This window comes from Sulfuriferula nivalis (genome assembly GCF_009937995.1).
GTDB lineage: Bacteria > Pseudomonadota > Gammaproteobacteria > Burkholderiales > Sulfuriferulaceae > Sulfuriferula > Sulfuriferula nivalis.
Genome location: NZ_AP021881.1, coordinates 58158 through 80916, shown reverse-complemented (window position 1 = coordinate 80916; position 22759 = coordinate 58158). Strand labels below are relative to the sequence as shown.

At 50.0% G+C, this 22759-nt stretch carries 28 protein-coding genes; 9 read left to right on the top strand and 19 right to left on the bottom strand.

Translation table 11 applies throughout. The features are described 5' to 3' along the window. Positions 1-2: 2 nt before the first annotated feature. The 4 genes from SFSGTM_RS00400 to lgt form a co-directional block, all read right to left on the bottom strand. Positions 3-167 (bottom strand): rubredoxin, encoded by a 165-nt coding sequence (locus tag SFSGTM_RS00400; RefSeq protein WP_162083431.1) that lies wholly within the window; start codon positions 165-167, stop codon positions 3-5. Positions 168-199: 32 nt separating this feature from the next. After that, entirely contained in the window at positions 200-676 is a 477-nt protein-coding gene (locus SFSGTM_RS00395) for a rubrerythrin family protein (RefSeq protein ID WP_162083430.1), read from the bottom strand. 109 nt (positions 677-785) lie between these two features. Next, positions 786-1730 (bottom strand): hydrogen peroxide-inducible genes activator, encoded by a 945-nt coding sequence (locus SFSGTM_RS00390; protein WP_162083429.1) that lies wholly within the window; start codon positions 1728-1730, stop codon positions 786-788. Beyond that, positions 1727-2506 carry a prolipoprotein diacylglyceryl transferase gene (gene lgt, locus SFSGTM_RS00385; protein ID WP_162083428.1) on the bottom strand — a complete coding sequence of 260 codons (780 nt, stop codon included), beginning with the start codon at positions 2504-2506 and terminating at the stop codon, positions 1727-1729. The genes SFSGTM_RS00390 and lgt overlap by 4 nt, the downstream gene beginning before the upstream one ends. Before the next feature lie 57 nt (positions 2507-2563). On the opposite strand from lgt, the gene ilvD reads away from it, so the two are divergent. The 8 genes from ilvD (at position 2564) to SFSGTM_RS00345 (ending at position 10201) form a co-directional block, all read left to right on the top strand. Further along, the gene (gene ilvD / locus SFSGTM_RS00380; protein ID WP_162083427.1) at positions 2564-4420 is read left to right on the top strand and encodes a dihydroxy-acid dehydratase; all 1857 of its coding nucleotides are present in this window, start codon (positions 2564-2566) and stop codon (positions 4418-4420) included. Positions 4421-4422: 2 nt separating this feature from the next. Continuing rightward, positions 4423-5058: a nucleotide-binding protein gene (locus SFSGTM_RS00375; RefSeq protein WP_232526011.1), complete on the top strand. Its 636-nt coding sequence runs from the start codon at positions 4423-4425 to the stop codon at positions 5056-5058. 76 nt (positions 5059-5134) lie between these two features. Beyond that, a complete protein-coding gene (locus tag SFSGTM_RS00370) occupies positions 5135-5497 on the top strand; it encodes a c-type cytochrome (RefSeq protein ID WP_162083426.1) in 363 nt (120 codons plus the stop codon). Positions 5498-5613: 116 nt separating this feature from the next. Then, complete coding sequence (locus SFSGTM_RS00365) at positions 5614-6762, top strand: branched-chain amino acid ABC transporter substrate-binding protein (protein ID WP_232526010.1); 1149 nt, start codon at positions 5614-5616, stop codon at positions 6760-6762. A 3-nt stretch (positions 6763-6765) separates the two neighbouring features. Then, positions 6766-7695, top strand: coding sequence for a branched-chain amino acid ABC transporter permease (locus SFSGTM_RS00360; RefSeq protein WP_162083424.1), 930 nt, complete (start codon positions 6766-6768; stop codon positions 7693-7695). Beyond that, positions 7682-8731, top strand: coding sequence for an ABC transporter permease subunit (locus tag SFSGTM_RS00355; protein ID WP_162083423.1), 1050 nt, complete (start codon positions 7682-7684; stop codon positions 8729-8731). Before SFSGTM_RS00360 ends, SFSGTM_RS00355 begins: the two co-directional genes overlap by 14 nt. Beyond that, complete coding sequence (locus tag SFSGTM_RS00350) at positions 8724-9491, top strand: ABC transporter ATP-binding protein (RefSeq protein WP_162083422.1); 768 nt, start codon at positions 8724-8726, stop codon at positions 9489-9491. Before SFSGTM_RS00355 ends, SFSGTM_RS00350 begins: the two co-directional genes overlap by 8 nt. Beyond that, positions 9488-10201, top strand: coding sequence for an ABC transporter ATP-binding protein (locus SFSGTM_RS00345; RefSeq protein WP_162083421.1), 714 nt, complete (start codon positions 9488-9490; stop codon positions 10199-10201). Before SFSGTM_RS00350 ends, SFSGTM_RS00345 begins: the two co-directional genes overlap by 4 nt. A gap of 101 nt (positions 10202-10302) precedes the next feature. Here the strand turns inward: SFSGTM_RS00345 and SFSGTM_RS00340 are convergent, their stop codons facing one another. The 10 genes from SFSGTM_RS00340 to SFSGTM_RS00295 all read right to left on the bottom strand — a co-directional run bounded on the left by SFSGTM_RS00340 (position 10303) and on the right by SFSGTM_RS00295 (position 19078). After that, complete coding sequence (locus tag SFSGTM_RS00340; protein ID WP_162083420.1) at positions 10303-10731, bottom strand: helix-turn-helix domain-containing protein; 429 nt, start codon at positions 10729-10731, stop codon at positions 10303-10305. A 90-nt stretch (positions 10732-10821) separates the two neighbouring features. Further along, a complete protein-coding gene (locus SFSGTM_RS00335) occupies positions 10822-11976 on the bottom strand; it encodes a Fic family protein (protein WP_232526009.1) in 1155 nt (384 codons plus the stop codon). Positions 11977-12170: 194 nt separating this feature from the next. Then, entirely contained in the window at positions 12171-12368 is a 198-nt protein-coding gene (locus tag SFSGTM_RS00330; RefSeq protein ID WP_162083419.1) for a hypothetical protein, read from the bottom strand. Positions 12369-12472: 104 nt separating this feature from the next. Further along, positions 12473-13021: a hypothetical protein gene (locus SFSGTM_RS00325; protein WP_162083418.1), complete on the bottom strand. Its 549-nt coding sequence runs from the start codon at positions 13019-13021 to the stop codon at positions 12473-12475. Positions 13022-13389: 368 nt separating this feature from the next. Then, positions 13390-14067, bottom strand: a complete 678-nt coding sequence (locus SFSGTM_RS00320; RefSeq protein WP_162083417.1) for a hypothetical protein — start codon at positions 14065-14067, stop codon at positions 13390-13392. A gap of 367 nt (positions 14068-14434) precedes the next feature. Beyond that, positions 14435-15847, bottom strand: a complete 1413-nt coding sequence (locus tag SFSGTM_RS00315) for a cryptochrome/photolyase family protein (RefSeq protein ID WP_162083416.1) — start codon at positions 15845-15847, stop codon at positions 14435-14437. Further along, the gene (gene msrQ / locus SFSGTM_RS00310) at positions 15844-16425 is read right to left on the bottom strand and encodes a protein-methionine-sulfoxide reductase heme-binding subunit MsrQ (RefSeq protein WP_162086130.1); all 582 of its coding nucleotides are present in this window, start codon (positions 16423-16425) and stop codon (positions 15844-15846) included. Before msrQ ends, SFSGTM_RS00315 begins: the two co-directional genes overlap by 4 nt. Beyond that, positions 16425-17357, bottom strand: a complete 933-nt coding sequence (msrP, locus tag SFSGTM_RS00305; protein WP_162083415.1) for a protein-methionine-sulfoxide reductase catalytic subunit MsrP — start codon at positions 17355-17357, stop codon at positions 16425-16427. The genes msrQ and msrP overlap by 1 nt, the downstream gene beginning before the upstream one ends. A 9-nt stretch (positions 17358-17366) precedes the next feature. Beyond that, positions 17367-18674, bottom strand: coding sequence for a leucine-rich repeat-containing protein kinase family protein (locus tag SFSGTM_RS00300; protein WP_232526008.1), 1308 nt, complete (start codon positions 18672-18674; stop codon positions 17367-17369). 23 nt (positions 18675-18697) lie between these two features. Continuing rightward, positions 18698-19078, bottom strand: a complete 381-nt coding sequence (locus tag SFSGTM_RS00295) for a diacylglycerol kinase (protein WP_232526007.1) — start codon at positions 19076-19078, stop codon at positions 18698-18700. Positions 19079-19232: 154 nt separating this feature from the next. On the opposite strand from SFSGTM_RS00295, the gene SFSGTM_RS00290 reads away from it, so the two are divergent. Then, on the top strand, positions 19233-19409 hold the full coding sequence (locus SFSGTM_RS00290) for a hypothetical protein (protein ID WP_162083413.1): 177 nt from the start codon (positions 19233-19235) through the stop codon (positions 19407-19409). Here SFSGTM_RS00290 and SFSGTM_RS00285 read toward each other — a convergent pair. From SFSGTM_RS00285 to SFSGTM_RS00265, 5 genes are read right to left on the bottom strand one after another with little or no spacing between them, the layout of a single operon-like run. Then, positions 19387-19620, bottom strand: a complete 234-nt coding sequence (locus SFSGTM_RS00285; protein ID WP_162083412.1) for a DUF1289 domain-containing protein — start codon at positions 19618-19620, stop codon at positions 19387-19389. The two genes, SFSGTM_RS00290 and SFSGTM_RS00285, sit on opposite strands and share 23 nt — an antisense overlap. A 6-nt stretch (positions 19621-19626) precedes the next feature. Continuing rightward, positions 19627-21090: a 4-hydroxy-3-polyprenylbenzoate decarboxylase gene (gene ubiD / locus SFSGTM_RS00280; RefSeq protein ID WP_162083411.1), complete on the bottom strand. Its 1464-nt coding sequence runs from the start codon at positions 21088-21090 to the stop codon at positions 19627-19629. After that, positions 21091-21579 (bottom strand): D-glycero-beta-D-manno-heptose 1-phosphate adenylyltransferase, encoded by a 489-nt coding sequence (rfaE2, locus tag SFSGTM_RS00275; protein WP_162083410.1) that lies wholly within the window; start codon positions 21577-21579, stop codon positions 21091-21093. Beyond that, positions 21572-22159, bottom strand: coding sequence for a BON domain-containing protein (locus SFSGTM_RS00270; RefSeq protein ID WP_174237377.1), 588 nt, complete (start codon positions 22157-22159; stop codon positions 21572-21574). Before SFSGTM_RS00270 ends, rfaE2 begins: the two co-directional genes overlap by 8 nt. Then, positions 22159-22749 carry a phosphoheptose isomerase gene (locus SFSGTM_RS00265; protein WP_162083409.1) on the bottom strand — a complete coding sequence of 197 codons (591 nt, stop codon included), beginning with the start codon at positions 22747-22749 and terminating at the stop codon, positions 22159-22161. The genes SFSGTM_RS00270 and SFSGTM_RS00265 overlap by 1 nt, the downstream gene beginning before the upstream one ends. Between the last annotated feature and the right edge of the window lie 10 nt (positions 22750-22759).

Genomic DNA, 22759 nt, shown 5'->3' with positions numbered 1-22759 from the left:
AATTAAACCTCTATCATGTCAAAATCAGCTTTGGCTACACCACAGTCAGGACAAGCCCAGTCTTCTGGAATATCCGTCCACGCTGTACCCGCTGCAATACCTTCTTCAGGTAAGCCCGCTGCTTCGTTGTAAATAAAGCCACATACTACACATTGCCAAGTTTTCATGTTCATACTCCTAAATAATTAATCAGTAATTTTTACGCAGCCTGGACTTTAGCCAAGGTGTCGCGATAATGATTCGCATGTTTTTCTTCAACTTTTGCCAATGCGGCAAAACGTTTAGCGGCCTTTTCCAGCATAGCCTGGAAACGCGCTGCATGCTCTTTGGATTCTGCAATTTGTTCGTCCATTTCAGCTACTGCCGCCTGATTGCCTTCTTCTACCGCAGCATGACGGAAATTAGGATACATTTCGGTGTACTCGTAGGTCTCACCTGCTATCGCCATATCCAGACAACGGGCCGGGCTCATCGTGTCTTTAGGGTAGAGCAGATCCAAATGACCAAAAGCGTGCATCACTTCTTGTGCTGCCGTTTCTTCAAATACTTTTGCTGTGGCTTCATCGCCGACAGCACGACACATTTTTGCAAAATACATATATTTAATATGCGCCATCGATTCGCCTGCAAATGCGGCTTCTATATTTTTAACTGTGACTGAATCTGTGTTTGCCATGATAAATCTCCTTGTGGTTAATTAATCTGAGAGCGCGTGCTCACAGTTCACATAATACGCAAGGCAATTTGATATATCTAATTGATTGTCACAATAATGTTAATAGCAATTAACTATCAAGCGCTGCACTGGGTACAAAATCAACACAACTCAGCGGGCATTGCAAAATAGCACGACGCAAGGCTTCAATAGCGGCCATACGCGGGTAGCTTTTACGCCATGCCAGCACCACGGGACGGGTGGGAACAGGGTGCGCAAATGGAATAAATTTAAGCAGCCCCTGATTGACCGTCGCACTAGTGGCCGCCGTGCACGGCATGATAGTGATTCCGGTGCCAGAAGCCACCATATAACGTATGGTTTCCAGACTACTGGATTCCAGTGTCTTTTGTATCGTACCCGAAGATGCCGCCGAACGATTCAATGCTGGACATGCCTGCAACACCTGATCGCGGAAACAATGTCCATCTCCCAGCAACAACATGTTCTCACCACTCAGTTCAACCGCGGCAATACTGGATTTATTTGCCCACGGATGATGCACAGGTAATACCACATTGAATGGTTCATGATACAGCATCAAGGTTTCCATACCGGGCTCATCAAACGGCAACGATACGATAATCACATCCAGCTCGCCCAACCGCAGCTTTTCGGCCAGTTTACGGGTGAAATTTTCTTCCAGTTGCAGCGGCATCTGCGGCGCAATTTCTTGCAGTGCGGGTATAAGATAGGGTAGCAAGTACGGCGCTATTGTGTACAGCGAGCCTATTTTAAATGTTCCTACCAGCGGGTTTTTACCCTGTTGCGCCAATAGCTTGAGTGATTGCGTCTGTTCCAGTATCTGCGCCGCCTGATCGACAATACGTTCACCCACCGGGGTAACGCTGATTTCATTATTACCACGCTCAAACAGCGCTACACCAAGTTCATCCTCCAGTTTTTTAATCGCCACGCTCAGTGTAGGTTGCGATACAAAACAGGCTTCGGCCGCACGCCCGAAATGCCGTTCACGCGCAACGGCCACAATATAACGCAACTCAGTTAAAGTCATTTTTTACGATATGCCCATATCATCATGAATACACCCGCCACTATCATCGGCAACGACAGCCATTGACCCATGCTCAGACCCATCGCCAGCAAGCCAAGAAAATCATCAGGCTCACGCGAAAATTCAACCAGAAAGCGGAACGTCCCATAGCCTACCAGAAACAATCCCGAAACCGCGCCAACTGGACGAGGCCGTGCAGAGTAAAACCAGACCAGCGCAAATAATACCAAGCCTTCCAGACCAAACTCATACAATTGCGAAGGATGACGCGGCACTGAATCAACCTGCGGGAAAACCATACCCCACGGCAAGTCAGTCGGACGACCCCATAATTCGCCATTAATAAAATTGCCAATACGTCCCGCACCTAAACCTAGCGGCACCAGTGGCGCGATAAAATCAGTAATTGCCAGCCAGGGTTTGTGCTCTTTACGGGAAAATAACCACATGGCAAACGCCACACCGAGAAAGCCGCCGTGGAAAGACATGCCACCTTGCCACACATAGAAAACTTCTATCGGATGCGCCAAATAATAGCTGAATTTATAAAACAGCACATATCCCAGTCGGCCACCCAGCACCACACCCAGCACCCCGTAAAACAACACATCGTCGAGCTGTTTTATATCCCAACCCGAATTTGGACGTTGCTTAATACGTACACGTCCAAGTACCAGCAACAAGACAAAAGCCAGTAAATACATCAGTCCATACCAGCGTATGGAAAGAGGGCCAATAGCAATCGCAACAGGGTCAAATTGAGGATGTATAAGCATAGCAGGGCGGAATGAGATAAAATTGAGGCTATTATCGCATTAGATTAAAGGTTGCACATGCCCACTTATCGTTCACGCACTACTACCCAAGGTCGCAACATGGCTGGAGCCCGCGCATTATGGCGCGCCACCGGCATGAAAGACGGTGATTTCGAAAAGCCTATCATCGCCGTTGCTAACTCATTTACCCAGTTCGTACCAGGACACGTCCACCTCAAGGACATGGGCCAACTGGTTGCACGTGAAATTGAAAAAGCAGGCGGTGTTGCCAAAGAATTTAATACCATCGCTGTCGATGACGGTATCGCCATGGGGCACGGCGGCATGCTTTACTCACTGCCGTCACGCGAGTTGATAGCCGACAGTGTGGAATACATGGTCAATGCCCACTGCGCTGACGCGTTGGTGTGTATTTCCAACTGCGACAAAATCACCCCGGGCATGTTAATGGCAGCAATGCGATTGAACATTCCGGTGGTATTTGTTTCTGGTGGCCCGATGGAATCAGGCAAAACCACTATCCACGGCAAAGTAATGAAGCTGGATCTGGTTGATGCCATGGTATCAGCCGCAGATACCAAAGAAACTGATGCTGAAGTCGAGCAGATAGAACGCTCCGCCTGCCCAACCTGCGGCTCCTGCTCGGGCATGTTTACCGCCAACTCGATGAATTGCCTGACCGAGGCACTGGGATTGAGCCTGCCAGGCAATGGCTCGACTCTGGCGACGCACGCTGACCGCGAACAACTATTCCTGGAAGCAGGGCGCCTGATCGTGGATTTGGCAAAACGCCACTATGAGCAGGACGATTACACAGTGTTGCCACGCAGCATCGCTTCATTTGGCGCATTCGAAAATGCGATCGCACTCGACATCGCCATGGGCGGATCGACCAACACTGTGCTGCACCTGCTGGCTGCTGCATATGAAGGAGGCGTACCATTTACCATGCAGGATATCGACCGCATGAGCCGCCGCGTGCCTAACCTGTGCAAAGTTGCACCAGCGACGCAACAATTCCATATGGAAGATGTGCACCGTGCCGGTGGCGTGATGGGCATACTGGGCGAATTGGATCGTGCCGGGCTGCTGCATCGTGACTTACCGACGGTACATAGCCCGTCTATGGCAGCAGCATTAGCCAAATATGACATCATGCAAACCAGTGACGAAGCGGTGCAGAAATTCTTCCGTGCTGGTCCAGGTGGCGTACCTACTCAAGTCGCATTCAGTCAGGATAAACGTTGGGCGACCTTGGACACTGACCGTGCTGCTGGCTGCATCCGCAGTCTGGAACATGCATACAACAAAGAAGGTGGCCTGGCAGTATTGCATGGCAACATTGCCAAGGACGGCTGTATCGTCAAAACCGCAGGCGTGGATGAAAGCATATTTAAATTCAGCGGTCCTGCACGTATTTTTGAATCGCAAGATAGCGCTGTTGAAGCAATTCTGGCTGACCAGATTGTTGCTGGCGACATCGTACTGATCCGCTATGAAGGTCCTAAAGGCGGCCCTGGTATGCAAGAAATGCTTTACCCAACCTCGTACATCAAATCCAAAGGACTGGGTAAAGCCTGCGCACTGATTACCGACGGACGCTTCTCTGGTGGCACCTCAGGCTTGAGCATAGGCCACGTTTCTCCCGAAGCAGCTGAAGGTGGCACCATCGGTCTGGTGGAAGAGGGCGATATCATAGAAATCGATATCCCCAAACGCAGCATCCATTTGGCCGTGAGCGATGAAGTGCTGGCAGCGCGTCGTATTGATATGGATAACCGAGGTCATAAAGCCTGGCAACCCGTCAATCGCAACCGTGCAGTTTCCGTAGCGTTACGCGCCTATGCGGCAATGACGACCTCGGCGGCAACTGGTGCAATTCGTGATGTCACCCAAGTCGAGCGCAAGCGTTAATCTTGGCGAGTAAAAATAACCTGCGTGCAATACTGATTGCCAATCCAAAAGGCGGCAGTGGCAAATCCACCCTGGCCGTTAGTCTTGCAGGTGCATTAGCTGCAACGGGGCAGAACGTACGTCTGCTGGATTTGGATAAACAGCAGTCAGCGAACGCGTGGTTAGCGCGTCGAACTGCCGATTTACCTGCAATCTGGCCTTTTCAGCAAGATCAGCCTACCGTAGATAAGTCAGGCTGGTTGATTATTGATTCACCCGCCGGTTTACATGGCAAAAATCTGGAACGTGCATTGAAAATGGTTGAGCGTGTCATTGTGCCAATAGCGCCATCCCTGTTCGACATGGAAGCCAGCCGCACTTTTCTGGATGCCCTCAAAACCGAAAAAGCTATCCGCAAAGAACGTGCTTTTGTCGGCATGGTGGGTATGCGCGTCACGCCGAGGACGCGTGTGGCACAAGTACTGGAAAGCTTTTTGGAGCAGCACGAATTACCTGTGCTCACCCACATTCAGGATACCCAAGCCTACGTCAATGCTGCGTTTGACGGCAAAAGTGTATTCGATCTACCCAGCTACCAAACCCAGCGAGAACGTGAGCAATGGTTACCGTTATTAAATTGGCTAAACGCAGCGCAGTAGTTATTTACCATAGCAAATAGATGAGTCTATCTGCTACGATGCCCATTAAGTATTCATTAATCTATAGGTACATCCAATGAAAATGACTTTCAAAATCATAGCTGCAACATGCTTGACACTTAGCTTGAATGCTCATGCAGAAACAGGTATGTCCATGGCACAAAAAAATGCATGTATGACCTGTCACAGTGTTGAGAAAAAGATAGTCGGACCAGCATTTATGGATGTTTCTTCCAAATATCGCACCGAACTATCCTCCATGGTATTTAAAAAACCTGCTGATAAAGTAACTGCAGAAAATGCCATTGAAGACAAGCTGGTAGAAAAAGTGCAAAAGGGTGGTTCCGGTGTATGGGGCGAAATTCCTATGCCACCTCACCCACAAGCTAAAGTTGGCGACTTGCATGTTATCGTTAAATGGATACTTAGCCTCAAATAAATCGATCTAATCCAGCTAAAAGCCAGCCTAGTGCTGGCTTTTTTGCGTATTGCATTCAACTTGATTAGGCTTTGTGGTATAACAAAGCATTCATTATTTTTGTCATGGAGCTCGCTGTGCCAACCACTTTTCGCCTTAGTTTACTAACAGCACTGATAGGTGCCACTTTATTAACTGGTTGCAGCAAAAGCGGTACCGATGACAACATCGTTAAAATCGGCTCAGCCTCTCCACTCACAGGACCCCAAGCACACTTAGGCAAAGATAATGAAAATGGTGCGCGTTTAGCGGTAGATGAAATTAATGCAGCGGGACTGACTTTAGATGGTAAAAAAGTCCAAATTGACCTGATCGCTGAAGATGACCAGGCGGATCCCAAAGCTGCAACCACCGTTGCACAAAAATTGGTTGATGAAGGCATAGTTGGCGTAATCGGCCACTTAAACTCTGGCGCAACTATTCCTGCATCAAAAATTTACTTCGATGCAGGCATACCGCAGATATCTCCTTCCGCGACTGCTATTGCCTACACTGCGTCGGGCTTTAATACCGCATATCGCGTCATGACCAACGACAAGCAACAAGGCTCAGCGCTTGCTGAATATGCAATCAGCCAATTAGGTGCAAAAAGGATCGCCATCGTTGATGACCGTACCGCGTATGGCCAAGGGTTAGCCGATGAGTTCGAACGTGCAGCCAAAGCAGCGGGCGCAGATGTTGTAGCGCGCGAGTACACCACGGACAAATCCACAGACTTTATGGCGATACTGACCTCCATCAAATCTCATGATCCTCAAGTGGTATTCTTTGCGGGTATGGACCCGCAAGCCGCCCCTATGATCAAGCAAATGAAGCAGCTGGGAGTCAATGCCCAGTTCCTGGGTGGCGATGGCATGCAAACACCTAAATTCATTGACCTTGCGGGTGCAGACGCAGAAGGTGCAATTGCCTCTAATCCAGGTTTACCATTAGCAAAAATGCCGGGTGGTGAAGCATTCAAGCAGAAATTCAACGCACGCTTTGGTGAGATACAGAATTACTCACCTTACGCCTATGATGCAGTCTATGTCATGGTGGAAGCAATGAAGCGCGCCAAATCATCTGACCCTGTGAAATATCTGGCAGAACTGCCCAAGACCGATTATCAGGGCGTAACAGGACATATCCGCTTTGACAGCAAAGGCGATCTGACCGGTGGCGCTGTTACTTTGTATCAAGTTAAGGCAGGACAGTGGCAGCCGCTGCAAACCATCAACAGCAAATAACACATGGACATTTTAGTACAGCAGTTGATTAACGGATTGGTGCTGGGCAGCGTTTATGCGTTGGTGGCATTAGGTTACACCATGGTTTACGGCATATTGGAACTGATTAATTTTGCCCACGGCGAAGTTACCATGTTCGGTGCAATGATTGCGTTAGCAGTGATTTCTGCACTGATGGGTGCGGGGGTAGATTTACCCGGGGTAGTCATTGCGCTGCTTGGGCTGCTCACTGCCATACCTGCCTGTATGTTGCTGGGCTACGGCATAGAACGCTTGGCTTACCGGCCACTGCGCAACGCACCACGACTCGCACCGCTGATTACCGCTATCGGTGTATCCATCGTATTGCAAAACATCGCCATGCTGATTTGGGGACGGCAGTATATTTCATTCCCCCCGATTTTGCCGCAAGGACATCATAATTTACTCGGTGCACGCATCACCGATGTGCAAATCCTTATCCTCATCACCTCAGTCGTATTAATGATCGCGCTGACCTTACTAGTCAAACGTACTCAGCTCGGCCGCGCCATGCGTGCCACCGCGCAGTCACCACAGCTGGCGGGTTTAATGGGTGTGAATGCCAATCATGTCATCTCGCTTACCTTCATCATCGGTTCTGGTATCGCCGCAGTTGCAGGTGTGCTTGTGAGTGCTTACTATGGATTAGCCCATTACTATATGGGTTTTCTATTAGGATTAAAGGCATTCTCGGCCGCTGTTCTCGGCGGCATCGGCAATCTGGCTGGCGCCATGCTGGGCGGATTATTGCTGGGCGTGATTGAAAGTCTGGGTGCAGGTTACATCGGTGACATTACCGGTGGATTCCTCGGTAGTAATTACCAGGACGTGTTTGCCTTTTTCGTTCTCATCGTCGTCCTCATCGTACGTCCATCCGGATTATTAGGGCAAGCCAGCCATGACCGCGCGTAAGTCCGCCTGGCTCACCTTTGTCGCCCTGGCGATAGGCTTAGCGCTGTTACCCTTTCTGGTAGAAGCAGGCTTGGGTCGCTCCTGGGTACGCATCATGGATCTGGCGCTGCTCTACGTGATGCTGGCCGTGGGACTAAACATTGTCGTCGGCTATGCAGGACTACTGGATTTGGGCTACATCGCTTTTTATGCAGTGGGCGCATATTGTTACGCACTGCTGGCTTCGCCACACTTTGGCTTGCACCTGCCGTTCTGGCTGTTACTGCCCATGGGCGCGGCACTGGCAGGTTTATTCGGCTTACTACTGGGCGCACCGACATTGCGTCTGCGTGGAGATTATTTGGCCATTGTCACGCTGGGCTTTGGTGAAATCATACGCATATTCCTCAACAACCTGAACGCGCCCTTCAACCTGACCAATGGCCCGCAAGGGGTAAACCTGATTGACCCTATCCGAATAGCAGGGTTCTCATTAGGCAAAACCCATCATATATTAGGGTTCACGGTCTCCTCACCCCAGCTTTATTATTATTTTTTCCTGATACTCACCCTGGTCGCTATTTTTGTTGCCTTGCGCTTGCAGGATTCACGCATAGGACGAGCATGGGCGGCGATACGTGAGGATGAATTGGCTGCGCAAGCCAGTGGTATCAATCTGCGCAATACCAAATTGCTCGCCTTTGCCATGGGCGCGACTTTTGGTGGACTGGCAGGTGGATTATTTGCCGGATTCCAGGGCTTCATTAGCCCCGAGAGCTTTAACCTGATGGAATCAATCATGATACTGTGCATGATAGTGCTGGGCGGGATGGGCAATATTCCTGGCGTGGTACTGGGTGCAGTCATGCTTACCGTGTTACCCGAAGCGCTGCGCTACGTCGGCGATTTGCAACGCAGCCTGTTAGGTCACGTGGTGGTGGCACCCGATGACTTGCGCATGCTGATGTTCGGCTTCGCCCTCATCCTGATGATGCTGTTCCGCCCGGCGGGATTATTACCCTCACGTCAGCGAAAAAATGAGTTCAAGCATGACTGAACTGATCAGAGTAACAAATGTGAGTAAGCAGTTCGGCGGCATACGTGCGCTTAACGATGTGTCGCTCAGTGTACACAAAGGCGAGATACTCGGACTGATAGGCCCCAATGGCGCGGGCAAAACCACACTGTTCAATATTCTGACTGGCTTTTACACACCTAGCAGAGGCGAGCTATGGTTCAATGATGTATCCATGCTCGGCCTGCAGCCGCATCAAGTAGTGCAGCACGGCATCGCCCGCACGTTTCAGAATATCAGATTATTCGCCAACATGAGCGTACTGGAAAACGTCATGGTTGGTCGCCATAGCCGCACGCGTACTGGCGTAATCGGTGCAATATTGCGCCATCGTCGCAGCCGCGAAGAAGAAGCCGCCATCCGCACCCGCTCACATGAATTACTGCATCTGGTCGGCATTAGCCGCCACAGCAACACACTGGCAAAAAATCTGTCCTACGGCGACCAGCGCCGACTCGAAATCGCCCGCGCCCTCGCCAGCGACCCGCAGGTATTGGCGCTGGACGAGCCTGCCGCAGGCATGAACCCAGCAGAACGCGACACCTTGAAACAACTGATTCGTGACTTACGTGATAAGCTGGGGCTAACGCTGTTAGTCATAGAACACGATGTGAAATGGATGATGAGCTTGTGTGACCGCATCGCCGTGCTGGATTTTGGTGAAAAAATCGCCGAAGACACACCCGATCAAATTCGCATACACCCGCGCGTTATCAGCGCCTACCTTGGAGACGGCGCATGAGCGAGTTACTCAGCGTCAACAACCTTCGTGTCGCTTACGGGCAAATTCATGCAGTGCAGGATGTCAGTCTGACTGTCGCAGAAAATGAGCGCGTATGCCTGATCGGTGCCAATGGCGCGGGCAAGACCTCGCTACTCAAAGCCATCGCTGGCATGCTCCCGCACGCAGGTGGCAGCGTACAGTTCGCAGGACACAACATCACACACCTGCCATCACATAACATCGTGCCGCTAGGCATCACTCTGGTTCCCGAAGGACGCGGCATCTTTACCCGCATGACCGTCGCTGAAAACCTGGCCATGGGTGCCTATATACGCAAAGACAAAGCTGTAGTCGCCAGTGAAATCGACACTATCTACCAACGCTATCCGCGCCTGGGAGAGCGCCACCAACAGCCAGCCGGGCAGCTATCAGGCGGCGAACAGCAACTACTCGCCATCAACCGCGCCTTGTTGTCACGCCCGCGTTTACTGCTGCTAGATGAACCGAGCATGGGACTGGCGCCGCTAATGGTCAAAGCCATATTCGAAACACTGGCAGCAGCCCATCAACAAGGCGTAGCTATCCTGCTAGTCGAACAAAACGCCCACCTCGCCCTCGCCCACAGCGACCGCGCCTACATCATCGCCAACGGCCAGATCACCCAGCACGGCAACGCCGCCCAGCTTGCGCAGGATCATGATATTAAGCAGGCTTATTTTGGGGAGTAGGGCAGCATCTGTTCATACATTTAAGATGTACATGTAACGTGAACATTGAGAATACATGAACTAAAATCTTAACTGACCGTTCATAAATGTTACAGGAAGAGTTACCTTGGCACAAAAAGCGCTGGGCTGGTGCCGAAGAACTTACCCAGCTTTCCTGCCAATGTCGCACTGATTTTTCGCTTTCCAGCCAGGATTGCAGAAAGATTGCTCTGCGGCACGATAGCGCTCAGGTCATCTTGGTTCAGACCCCGAGCTTCCATTAAAAATCGCAACGCATCGTTTGGTGCCGCGGCTTCTATGGGATAGTGTTCCTGTTCATACTTGGATACGATATCGCCAAGTAATTCCAGCAAACCAGCAAGCTCATGATCCTCATCGTCGCCAACCTCATCCAGCAGCGAATTCATGAGGGCTATCATCTGATCGTAATCTACCTCGTCATGAATAGGACGCAGGTGCGCGATAGCATCGAACACCGCCCAGGAAGACTGGATGGCTTGAATATCGAAATTAACTTGAGCTGATTGCATGATTAGATCTTTCCTTTTCGATAGCGCTTACACCATTCATCTTACTCACGATGCGTCATCACTTATTTAACATCTAGCTCCATCCACGAGTCAACTCAGCTCTGTTCGACCTGGATTATTCAACTCGTAGCTGGTACTGCGCCCACCTGCATCCGTTTTTAACAAAATGCCGCGCACCAGTAAATCATTAATATCGCGCAGGGCAGTATCTGGTGAGCACTTGGCGATTGCCGCCCACTTGCTGCTGGTGAGTTTACCGTCAAAACCATCAAGCAGCCGATTGAGCAACTTCACTTGCCGCTCATTCAGCGGCGTTGTCGCCCAATGCTGCCAGAAGCGAGTTTTTATTAGCACAGCATCCAGTGTAAGTTGTGCTTGATTGACAGCCTGATGCAAAGTGTCGAGAAACCAGGCCAGCCACTCAGTAACATCCATAGCCCCCTTCTGAGTCCGCTCCAGAATTTCGTAATAGACTTTGCGCTGCCGCTGAATTTGCGCCGACAAACTGTAAAAGCGCTGCGGACTGCCATCAGCGCGAGCCAGCAACAGGTCACCAATGGCGCGGGCGATACGTCCATTACCATCGTCGAATGGATGCAAAGTCACGAACCACAGGTGAGCCAGGCCAGCCTTGATCAGCGGGGATTCATTAGATGAGCCATTGATCCAGTCCACAAATCGTTCTGTTTCGATATTCAAGTTTTCAGCAGGCGGCGCTTCGAAATGCACTCGCTGCCGCCCGATAGGTCCAGACACCACTTGCATAGGACCACTACCATCGTCACGCCAGGCACCCACGTTGATCTGAGCAAGACCCGAGTAGCCAGTAGGAAAAAGTGCCGCGTGCCAGCCGAACAGGCGCTCCTGGGTGACTAGTGCCATACAGTTAACAGTAGCATCCATCACCATCTCAACCACACCTTCAACGTGACGATCCGCCGGAACCAAGGCACCGATGTCCACACCCAGACGCCGAGCGATGGAAGAGCGCACGGAATCGACACTAACTATCTCACCCTCAATCTCGCTGGTCTTGACCACGTCTTCAGTTAGCGCAGCAAGGCTAGCCTGATCGCGCAATGCCATGCCCACATCAGCCAAACGCCCCATCAACAAACCCTGGGCGCGACTGGCCTCAGCCATAGATCCAGCCAGCGCAGCCAGATCATAATGCCAGTTCGGCCAATCACTGGCTTGCCATATATATGTGTAATCACCGCTATTCATGCGGAGATTATGTTCCACATTCTCCGCAGATGCAAATTATTCGCCGCCATTATTGCGGTGATTGATGGCGTTTTTCTCCGCGGGGATACAAGAAAACTCGGGCGGGAAATACAAAATCTTGATTCGTAACCCATACATGCCTATTTTCCAGCCCCAAGAAGCTAAGAAACCTGAGGCCTGCTTGAGAAAATATGCATAAATGCACTACATATCTAGACCTGTCCCTGATGTTTCTGCTTAGGGATGGTTTCTAGTTCATTTAGTATTTCTTTATTCATTCTTGCATCCGGCAGGCCTTCAAGCACGGTTTTGTAAGTGTGTTGTTGGTAAAGAGCCACCAAATTAATGGTGCTATTTGTTCGCGCCTCTCTAACGCTGGCCAATGACTTTGTGGCGAATTTATATTTCATCGCATTGCCTTATCTGATTTTGCCGTTACTTCGAAAACAGGGAGACAGCGGTTCAAGATCCAATCCGTCTATGGTTGCTTTAGTGGTGTTCTGCAAAGTCATTGCTAATTCCACCCCAATGCTTTGGATGTCTTGAAATAAGGGGCATATGGCCCCGTCCAGATGTAGTGATACACGTTATTACGGCTTTCCTCGTCAAGGTCTCCTACTATGATAAGTACTAGCGATGCCCCATAGCTATCCAAGTCAGGCGAGTCCGGAAAGTTCTTTCCATACCGTTCCAGAATTTCAATACCGATCGACTTTGCCGTTCCACTTCTCGCATAGTTGGCGGTTGCTATTATTCGCAAACCTTGAATTACTAGTTTTTGGTAGGGCGCCCCCTCATTGTCTAGCCACCGAATAGCCTTGGCGTGTTCTGCATCAAGGTCTAGGTTCTTATGTTGGTCTGATGGCGGCCTTCCAAACAGGTAATTTGACCAAGACGAGGCGACCGAGCGAATCGCGTCCTTGTCCTTGTTGGAGTTCTGGTTTGAAAGCTGTTCCATTAGGATCATGTACAACGTGATTTGTGCGACTTGGGCCAACCCGTCGCCGTAGTTCGCTAGCCGTTTAACGTTGCCCGAAAAAAGTTTCTTGATAAAACTAAACATACCTATTCCCCGTCAAGGTTAGCCATTATTGAAGACCTACGATGGATAGCGTGCTCATAGAAGTCATATCGCTCCCCCAGCGCCCAACAGTTATTTACCAGACCGATCCGCCCGTATTATTGAAATTCGCAGAAACATGCTGATGTGCCGTAACTGATCGATTCATCACGGTAGTTTCGTCGAGGTGCCTGTCCGCATATGTAATGATGCAACGGACCGAATGCCTGCTGTGGGCGAAATGACCAGATGAACGTTTGTGGCACTCAGCAGTCATTGTACATATCAATGTGAAATGATCGCAATGGCCGAGATTCGGACGGTTGCATCAATAACGGCGATAGTCATGAATTCGGCCAAACCAGACGGCATTACACATCATGAAGCCGGATAAACTGTTCTGTATTTTTGTACTTTTCTTCATATTTAATACCGGCTCTAGCTCTCATGGCTGAAATCGCATTTAAATATAGATTTTCACCATTCAACCTAACATTATTGAAAGCGAACGCATATACATTATCTGGATTATGATGGCTAATTACGCTAGGGATTGTAACGGGCCGGTAATGCGCTCTTCTTTCTAAATGAAGCGTACTTTCTTTCAGGTGATGATAAACACTAGGCGTCAAAATGAAGCCTAGCCAATTCTGTTTTTCTCCGTATTCATAGGCGTCGATTAATGCTTCACCAAGAAAAATATTTTTCTTTTGTTGAGTATAGAATTTTCCTACAGTGAGGGAACCCCTAACAGGTATTTCACGCATTATTAGTTTTTGAAAAAATAATCTTGATGCTTGTTCTACTAATGCAAACTCGCTTTCTGATGATCCACGAGAAAAAATAATAAAGGTATCCGAGAACCAACTATACGAGATACCTTGACTTCTTTTGGGTTCCGCCTTCTGGCTTATTATATTGAGCACTTCCTCATATATAGGTAGCACGTGCTCTATTTCATGGTGTCTTACAAAATTAGAAAACCCAAGCAGATCGAAGTACGCAAACCACCGCTTTGTGTAACGAAGAGGCGTGATAGATTCTTTCATGCGTTTTTCCCCTAACGGTAATTAGACGGACCCAACGGTCAGTAATATTGTTAATAATGATGCTTGTTGTTTATTGGTAAGTTGTTGATTTATATTAACTCAATCAATTTCCCTGTCCGTACAAGATATAATACGGTAAATCAATGACGCTCGCCTGACTGGAATGGAACAGGGGAAATTCATCAATCTGGTGGCTGCTGTTGAGCGTAATACGGATCTTTAATGATGAGATTATGACCGTCCGGATTGGCCGAGCAACAGACCTTCAAGGTCATGCCTATGACTGACCGTTCCTAGCACAACCCTAACTTTCATACCCATCAAAAAAACCCATTAGGAAATGGCTATGCGCAATAAATCCAAATAATTAACCACCCGTTACCGACTTAAACAACACCAGCGTCACTCCACGTGCTACGGAATGATCGACTATCGGCGGGGGATAATCGACACCAATGCGCACATGGTACATTTGCTGCTGTGCCGACGTGAGCAGCCAGGGAGCGTGGATGTATTTGGCGGGGAGGGCTGCCAGTTCAGGCAGATAGCGTTTAATAAACTTACCTTCTGGGTCAAATTTCTCTGATTGGGTGATGGGATTGAAGATACGAAACCAGGGCTGGGCATCGCAGCCTGTGGATGCGCTCCATTGCCAGCCGCCGTTGTTTGCCGCAAGGTCGAAATCTATCAGGTGCTGGGCAAAATACGCTTCACCCAAACGCCAATCGACGTGCAGGTCTTTCACCAGAAATGCGGCGGCCACCATGCGTAGGCGGTTGTGCATGTAGCCGGTCTTGTTCAGCTGCCGCATCGCCGCGTCAACCAGCGGATAGCCTGTGCGCGCCTCGCACCATGCGGCAAAATGGCCGTCTGGATTGGGCCAGTCTATGTCATTAAAATCGGCTTTATAGGTCTGACCAGCGGCGAGTTGCGGGTGATGCCATAGCACTTGTTGATAGAATTCCCGCCAGATCAGCTCGGACAGCCAGGTCTCGGCACCAGCTCCGCCGTGATGATAGGCGTAATTCGCCAATTGCCGTATGGACAGCGTGCCGAAGCGGATATGCACGGATAAATACGATGGACCTTTGATCGCGGGGAAATTACGTGCATCCTGGTAACTGTCTATCCGTGTCTGGAAATCCTGCCAGGTTTGCGCCGCGCCTTCACTGCCGTGTTTAACAGGCAGTTGGGTTAAATTGGTTCGGACAAAGCCGAGTTCAGCCAGACTGGGCATGGGTTGTGCGGGCATGCTTGCATATGTTTCGGTGCGTACGGGATACGCTTGCAGGTAGAATGGTGTGAGGCGTTTGAGCCATGCATTTTTATAGGGAGTGAATACGCCAAAGGGTTTGCCAGCCTGAGTCAGCACCTCATCACATTCAAATATCACCTGATCTTTGTAGCTGTGCAGTGCACGGCCATCTTGCTGTAACTGGTTACCCACCTGCGCATCACGCGCTATCGCCTGCGGCTCGTAATCGCGGTTGCAGAACACGGCATCGGCCTGAAATTCAGCCGCTAATTGCGGAATCAGCTCGACTGCGCGTCCATGGCGTACTATCAGGCTGCTGCCGTGCGCTTCCAGCTCGGATTTGAGCGCAACCAAGCTCACCCAGATGAATTCCACTCGACGATCTGTGCGGGGTAAATCAGCGAGAATATCGGTATCAAAAATGAACACGACGACCACCCGTGTTGCTTGCCTGGTGGCATGGTACAAAGCCGCATGATCATACAAACGTAAATCACGACGCAGCCAGACTATTGCGGTATTCATTTGGTCTCCCTCGCATGCCATAGCCGCCAGCCCAGCAACAACGTCAATACGCCTGCGTAGATCAACGGCTGGGTAAGGTCTTTTTTCACCAACCACACGTAATGCAGCACGCCGAGGATGGCGATGAGGTAAACCAGCTTATGCAGTTGCTGCCAGCGTTTTGCACCCAGGCGCCGTATCATGGCATTGCTGGAAGTCAGTGCCAGCGGGATGAGCAAGATGAACGCACTGAATCCTACGGTGATGAATGGGCGTTTGTATACATCATGAATAATCGCACCCAGATCAAAAAACTGATCCAGCCAGATATAGGTAATGAAATGCAGACTAGCGTAAAAGAAACTGAATAGCCCCAGCATGCGCCTTACCCGCAACAGGCTGTTCCAGCCCGTCATCTTACGCAATGGCGTGATAGTGAGTGTTAACATCAAGCCCACCAGCGTCCATGTTCCCGTTGAGCGGGTAATGAACTCTATGGGATTTGCGCCCAGATTATCAGTTGCGGCAAAGACTAATAAACGAATTAACGGATATAACGCCAGCAGAAAAGTGGCGATTTTCAGGCGGGTGACATTCATCAATAATATTTGCGCAAATCCATACCACGATACATTTGCGCAACTTGATCGCCGTAGCCGTTGAATGCCAACGTATCACGCTTGAAGAATTCACCAATGCGGCGCTCCTTGGCCTGACTCCAGCGTGGGTGATCGACAGCGGGATTCACATTGGAATAGAAGCCATATTCACTCGGCGCAGCACGACCCCACGCGGTTTGCGGCTGCTTGTCGGTAAAGCGGATGCGGACGATAGCTTTTGCGCTTTTAAAACCATATTTCCACGGCACCACCAGACGTATCGGCGCGCCATTCTGATTAGGCAATGTTTGTCCATATAAACCCACCGCCATCAGCGTCAGCGGGTGCATGGCCTCATCCAGACGCAAGCCTTCGGTGTATGGCCAATCCAGTACACCGATACGCTGCCCTGCCATTTGCGCAGGGTCGTGCAGCGTGGTGAATTCTACATATTTGGCATTGCCTGTCGGCTCAACTTGCTTAATCAGGCTCGCCAACGGAAATCCTACCCACGGGATCACCATAGACCAGCCCTCGACGCAGCGTAACCGGTAAGTACGGTCTTCCAGCGGGAACGCCTTGATCAGCGCGTCGATATCCCACACTTTGGGGTGTTTGACTTCACCTTCTATGCTGACTGTCCACGGATGAGTTCTGAAATTCTGCGCGTTTTCAGCGGGGTCTGATTTATCTGTGCCAAATTCGTAGTAGTTGTTGTACGTCGTTACACTTTTGTAGGGTGTAGGAGTTTCGGTGGTGCTGTAACGCGCATTCGCCGCCGCTGCCAGTCGCACATTCGCTTCACTAATACCAGGTAGCAGTGCGCCGGTAGCAAACAACGCACTCGCTTGCATAAACTGGCGACGTTGCCGATAAATCGCTTCGGGCGTAATTTCTGATGAGGCAATATCATTGGCGCGGCGGATTAACATGGTGGCTCCTTAATTATGTCCAGTGTGACTGGCGCATAACTGACATAGTTCCGTCAGCTGCGCTGCAATCGCCGCAAACAATGGGCGCTGAGTCATGTCGGTTTGCGCGCACTGCTGCTGTAGTTGCCATGCGGCTGCGAGCACACACTTATCGGTATCCACCGTGCGTTCCAGCAATTCTGCAAACAAATGCGCAAATGCCAATACTTCCAGTCGTTGCGCCCTTACATCGTCACTCAACGTGGCTGCGCCAAAATCTCCCAGCAACACATCATCCACGCCATCCCACAGCACGTTATGCGCATACAAGTCGCCATGCGTCAGTCCACATTCATGCAAATGCTGCACTGCGCTGGCCAAACGGGATGCCATCAGCAAAGCGCTGGTCAGACTGAACTGTATATCGGGTGCATAAACATCTCGCGTGCAGCTTTCCAGGCTGGGTGGTGCGGCAAGATTGATGTAGTGGGTGGCAATCATGGGCATGATTAAACCCGCTGTGGCTTCTGGATGGTCGGCGATAATGCCCAGCGACGGCATCAATTGCGGATGCGCCCCCACAGTCACGCACGCGGCCAGCTCGCAACTCGGCAAGCCATCGCTGGTCACGCTGCCTTTATATAACTTCACCGCCACGGGCTGATTATCACGCCATTGTGCCTGATAGATTTTCCCTGATGCGCCTTCACCTAACAGCTCACCCAGTTGCAAGTCATCCCATGCAACCGTATCACATGACGGAAAGTGTGAGCGCCTACTTACTGGATTTCCAGCATAGGCCAGCCATGCAAGACGAGGAAGCTGAAATAGCCAGTCCGGCAATTCAGTAAATTGATTTGCCGAAATACGTAATAATGCGAGTTGCTGCAGCCCCGCCAGACTATCAGGCAGCGCCGATAACTGGTTGCCCGCGAGCATGAGTTTTTCCAGATGTGTGCAATTCCCCAGCGCGTCAGGAAGCTCGCGCAATTGATTATCGGTGAGTATCAGCCAGCGCAAAGCCGGGGGCAGGGCAGCGGCTGGCAAGTGCTGAATCTGGTTGGCCTTGAAACCTATCATTTGCAACTGCGTACATTTACCCAATACTTCGGGCACATGAGTAAACAGATTATCCGAGCAAAATATTACCCGTAACTTGTGCAAACGCGGCAGGTCATCGGGTAGCGTAGACAATGCATTGCCAGACAGATTAAGAATTTCCAGACTGTCCGCAAGGTTGAAAATTTCAGCGGGAAATTCACGCAAGCCGCACGATAAATCCAGTCGCTTAATCCCCGCTAATTCGCCGTTTTGTAATTGTTGTAGAGTATGCATCATGTAAATATAACATGATGCATAACTTAGCCCAGCAAGATTAATCCCCAAGTAACCACAACATTCAACAGCGATACTAATACCGCAGCACTACCCATGTCCTTGGCACGCTTGATCAGGTGATGATGCTCAAACGAGATTCTGTCTACCGCAGCCTCAACCGCAGAATTGAGCAACTCGACGATAAGCACCAGCAAGACCGCCGCTATCATCAGCACACGCCCGATCGCTGATGGCTCCAGATATAACGCCAATGGGATGAGGACTAACGCCAGTAACATTTCTTGACGGAATGCATCTTCATGTTGCAGAGCAGCTTTCAGGCCATCGACAGAATAGAAAAATGCATTGATTACGCGCTTGGGACCTGTCTTGCCTTTGAATGGAGATTCTTCCACAGAGCTCACCTCAAAAAGCACTGAGCATAAACGAGAACTGCAAGTCTTGAATAGTGGAATTCCATGAAGTTTTTTTGACCTTTTGGTGACAACAACTTCTGACATGCATAGTCTAAAATTATGAGACACTCTTCATTTGGCATAAACACAATAAGGTTAAGCAATGTCGCATACGCATGTAGATGAAAATGGTTTGATGGTGAAGTGCTATCACAAATCCAAATCCGCGCTGTTATCTGGCGGTTTCTGGCTAGGTTTGACCCTGGGCTTTCCGATAGAGCATTTTCTTTGGGAAAAGGTATGGCCGTTTAAACTGCTTACTCAATATCTGGGTTTATAACCCTAGCGTACATCCAGGCCGAATCAGGGTACTTTAGCTGATACGCATTACGCCGCTGTACAGTGTTCAACAAAACCTGTCGCCGCTCATCATCCCCCGCCGCTCCCCAGTTTACGATTTCGTCAATATGCCGAAAACATCCCAGGCATACATCCTCCTCATTCAGACAACAATTACGGATGCAGGGGGAGGGGATAGTTGATGACGGCATTTAAACTCACAGCCCCAGCTCATCCCACATCGCGTCCACGCGCTGTTTTACCTCATCGCTCATGACGATAGGCGTGCCCCATTCACGGTTGGTTTCACCTGGCCATTTGTTGGTCGCGTCCATACCCATTTTGCCACCCAGTCCTGACACCGGACTGGCGAAGTCGAGATAGTCTATCGGGGTGTTTTCCACCAGCAGCGTGTCGCGCACGGGATCCATGCGCGTGGTGATCGCCCAGATCACTTCCTGCCAGTCACGGATGTTGACGTCATCATCAACGACGATAATGAACTTGGTGTACATAAACTGGCGCAGGAAACTCCAGATACCGAACATCACGCGCTTGGCATGACCCGGATAGGATTTTTTGATACTGACGATGGCCATTCGATATGAACAGCCTTCGGGCGGCAAATAAAAATCGACAATTTCGGTAAATTGCTTTTGCAGCAACGGCACAAACACTTCATTCAACGCCACGCCCAGCACCGCGGGCTCATCAGGCGGTTTGCCCGTGTAGGTACTGTGATAAATCGGGTCACGGCGCATGGTGATGCGCTCAATGGTGAAAACAGGGAAACTGTCGGTTTCGTTGTAATAGCCGGTATGGTCGCCGAATGGACCTTCGACAGCCATATCGTCGGGATAGATGAAGCCCTCAAGCACTATCTCGGCACTGGCAGGAACATGCAAATCGCTACCCAGACATTTAACGATTTCAGTTTTTGCGCCACGCAACAGCCCTGCAAATTGATATTCTGACAGCGAATCCGGTACCGGCGTGACCGCACCAAGTATGGTAGCCGGATCGGCGCCGAGAGCAACCGCAACAGGATAAGGCTTGCCTGGATTCAACTGCTGAAATTCACGAAAATCCAGTGCGCCGCCGCGATGTGCCAACCAGCGCATGATGACTTTGTTAGGTGCAATCACTTGTTGACGATAGATGCCCAGATTCTGCCGCGATTTGTGCGGCCCGCGCGTGACGACTAAACCCCAGGTAATTAACGGTCCTGCATCACCTGGCCAGCAGGTTTGTATCGGCAGACGAGATAAATCAACATCCTTGCCTTCCCAGACGATATCCTGACACGGTGCGCGGCTGACGACTTTCGGTGCCATATTCAGCACTTGCTTGAACAGCGGGAATTTATCCCATGCATCCTTTAAGCCTTTGGGAGGTTCAGGCTCTTTCAGAAATGCCAATAACTTACCTACCTCACGCAATGCGCTGACATTATCCTCGCCCATGCCCAGCGCTACCCGATGCGGCGTGCCGAACAAATTGGCGAGCACGGGCATGTTGTGACCTATGGGATTTTCAAACAATATTGCCGGGCCGCCCGCTTTTAGCACGCGATCACAAATCTCCGTCATTTCCAGCACCGGATCGACAGGCGTTTTAATGCGTTTGAGTTCGCCGATTTTTTCCAGCTGGGCGATGAAGTCGCGCAAGTCGTGGTATTTCATTTATTTCCTTATTTGCTTGAGCATCGCGGTAGTAGAGGTCTCGTACAAAAATGGGATGGAAAAAACACTGCCACCCCAGCTCAGCACATCTTCACTACCCACCATATCCGCTACCGCCCAGTCGCCACCTTTGACCAGCAAATCCGGACGAACAGCACGTATCAGATTAAGCGGCGTATCTTCATCAAAAGCGATCACTAAATCCACTGACGCCAGCGCCGCCAATACGGCCATACGGTTGGCTAACGAATTAATAGGCCGGTCATCTCCTTTGCCCTGACGACGCACAGAGGCATCGCTGTTCACACCCACGACCAGACTTCCACCCAGTGCACGTGCTTGCGCAAGATAAGTCACGTGACCGCGATGTAATATATCAAAGCAGCCATTGGTAAATACCAATGGCACCTGCAGTTGCACCAGATGTTCAGTCAGGTTTGCTGGCGTTACTATTTTAGATTCAAAATCAGGCGTTGCATGTTCAGGCATTCGGCACCTTAACTATGTATTCAAACAACTTGACCACTTTAGCTACACCTGAAGTGGTACTGGCTATTTGCGCAGCATCAGCACCTTCTTGTTGCGTAACCATACCCATTAAATAGACTACGCCATTTTCAGTGACTATTTTCACCGCTGTAGCAGGGAAACGTTTGTCATCAAAGAATCGCGTTTTAACCATGGTCGTGATATAGGCATCATTACTCCGTGCGCTTAACAGCGTAGGTGTAGAGATACGCAATTCGTTATAGGTGGATTTCACGTTGCCAACACCCAGCACGATGGTATTGATTTTCTGCTTGGTGGCTTCATCGGGCACTTCACCCGTAATCAATACCAGTTGATTGTAACTGGTGAAATTAACGTGAACGTTATCAGCCGGATAAGCTTCACGTGTACGGTTTGCAGCACGCAATTCAATTTCCTGATCTTCAATATAAATACCTGAACTCCGTCTGTCCGTCGCCATCATCACACCAGCACCTGCACCTGTTGCTACCAGCGGTACGCAACCCTGTAATTGCAACAGTGACAAACCCAACACACTTACTAATATCGCTTTACGCATTATTCGACTCCTAAAATTATTTTATCTATGCCATCGCATAAACAATGTATCACCAGCAAATGTACTTCCTGTATCCGTGCCGTACTGGTCGACGGCACACAAATTAGGACATCATCTTCAGTAAGTAATTCACTCATCAGTCCACCAGAGTTACCCGTCAACGCCACAACATGCATGTCACGCTGTTGCGCTGCGGCAATGGCTTCAACCACATTGCGTGAATTACCACTGGTGGATATAGCCAGCAGCACATCACCCGCATGCCCTAGCGCAGTCACCTGCTTGGAAAAAATAACACTGAAATCGTAATCATTGGCGATAGATGTCAACGCTGAACTATCCGTGGTCAGCGCAATCGCCGCCAGACCTGGACGTTCCATTTCAAAACGATTAATCAATTCGGAAGAAAAGTGTTGTGCATCAGCTGCAGAGCCGCCATTGCCACAGGCCAGAATTTTGCCGTCACTCAATAGTGACTGACTCAATAACTCTATGGCTGCGGCGATTTGTGGGGCAAGGCTAAATGCGCACTCTGACTTTAATTGCGCACTGGCGTTAAAATGTTCGGCGATATGTTCGGTTAAATCCATATTCAAAAGT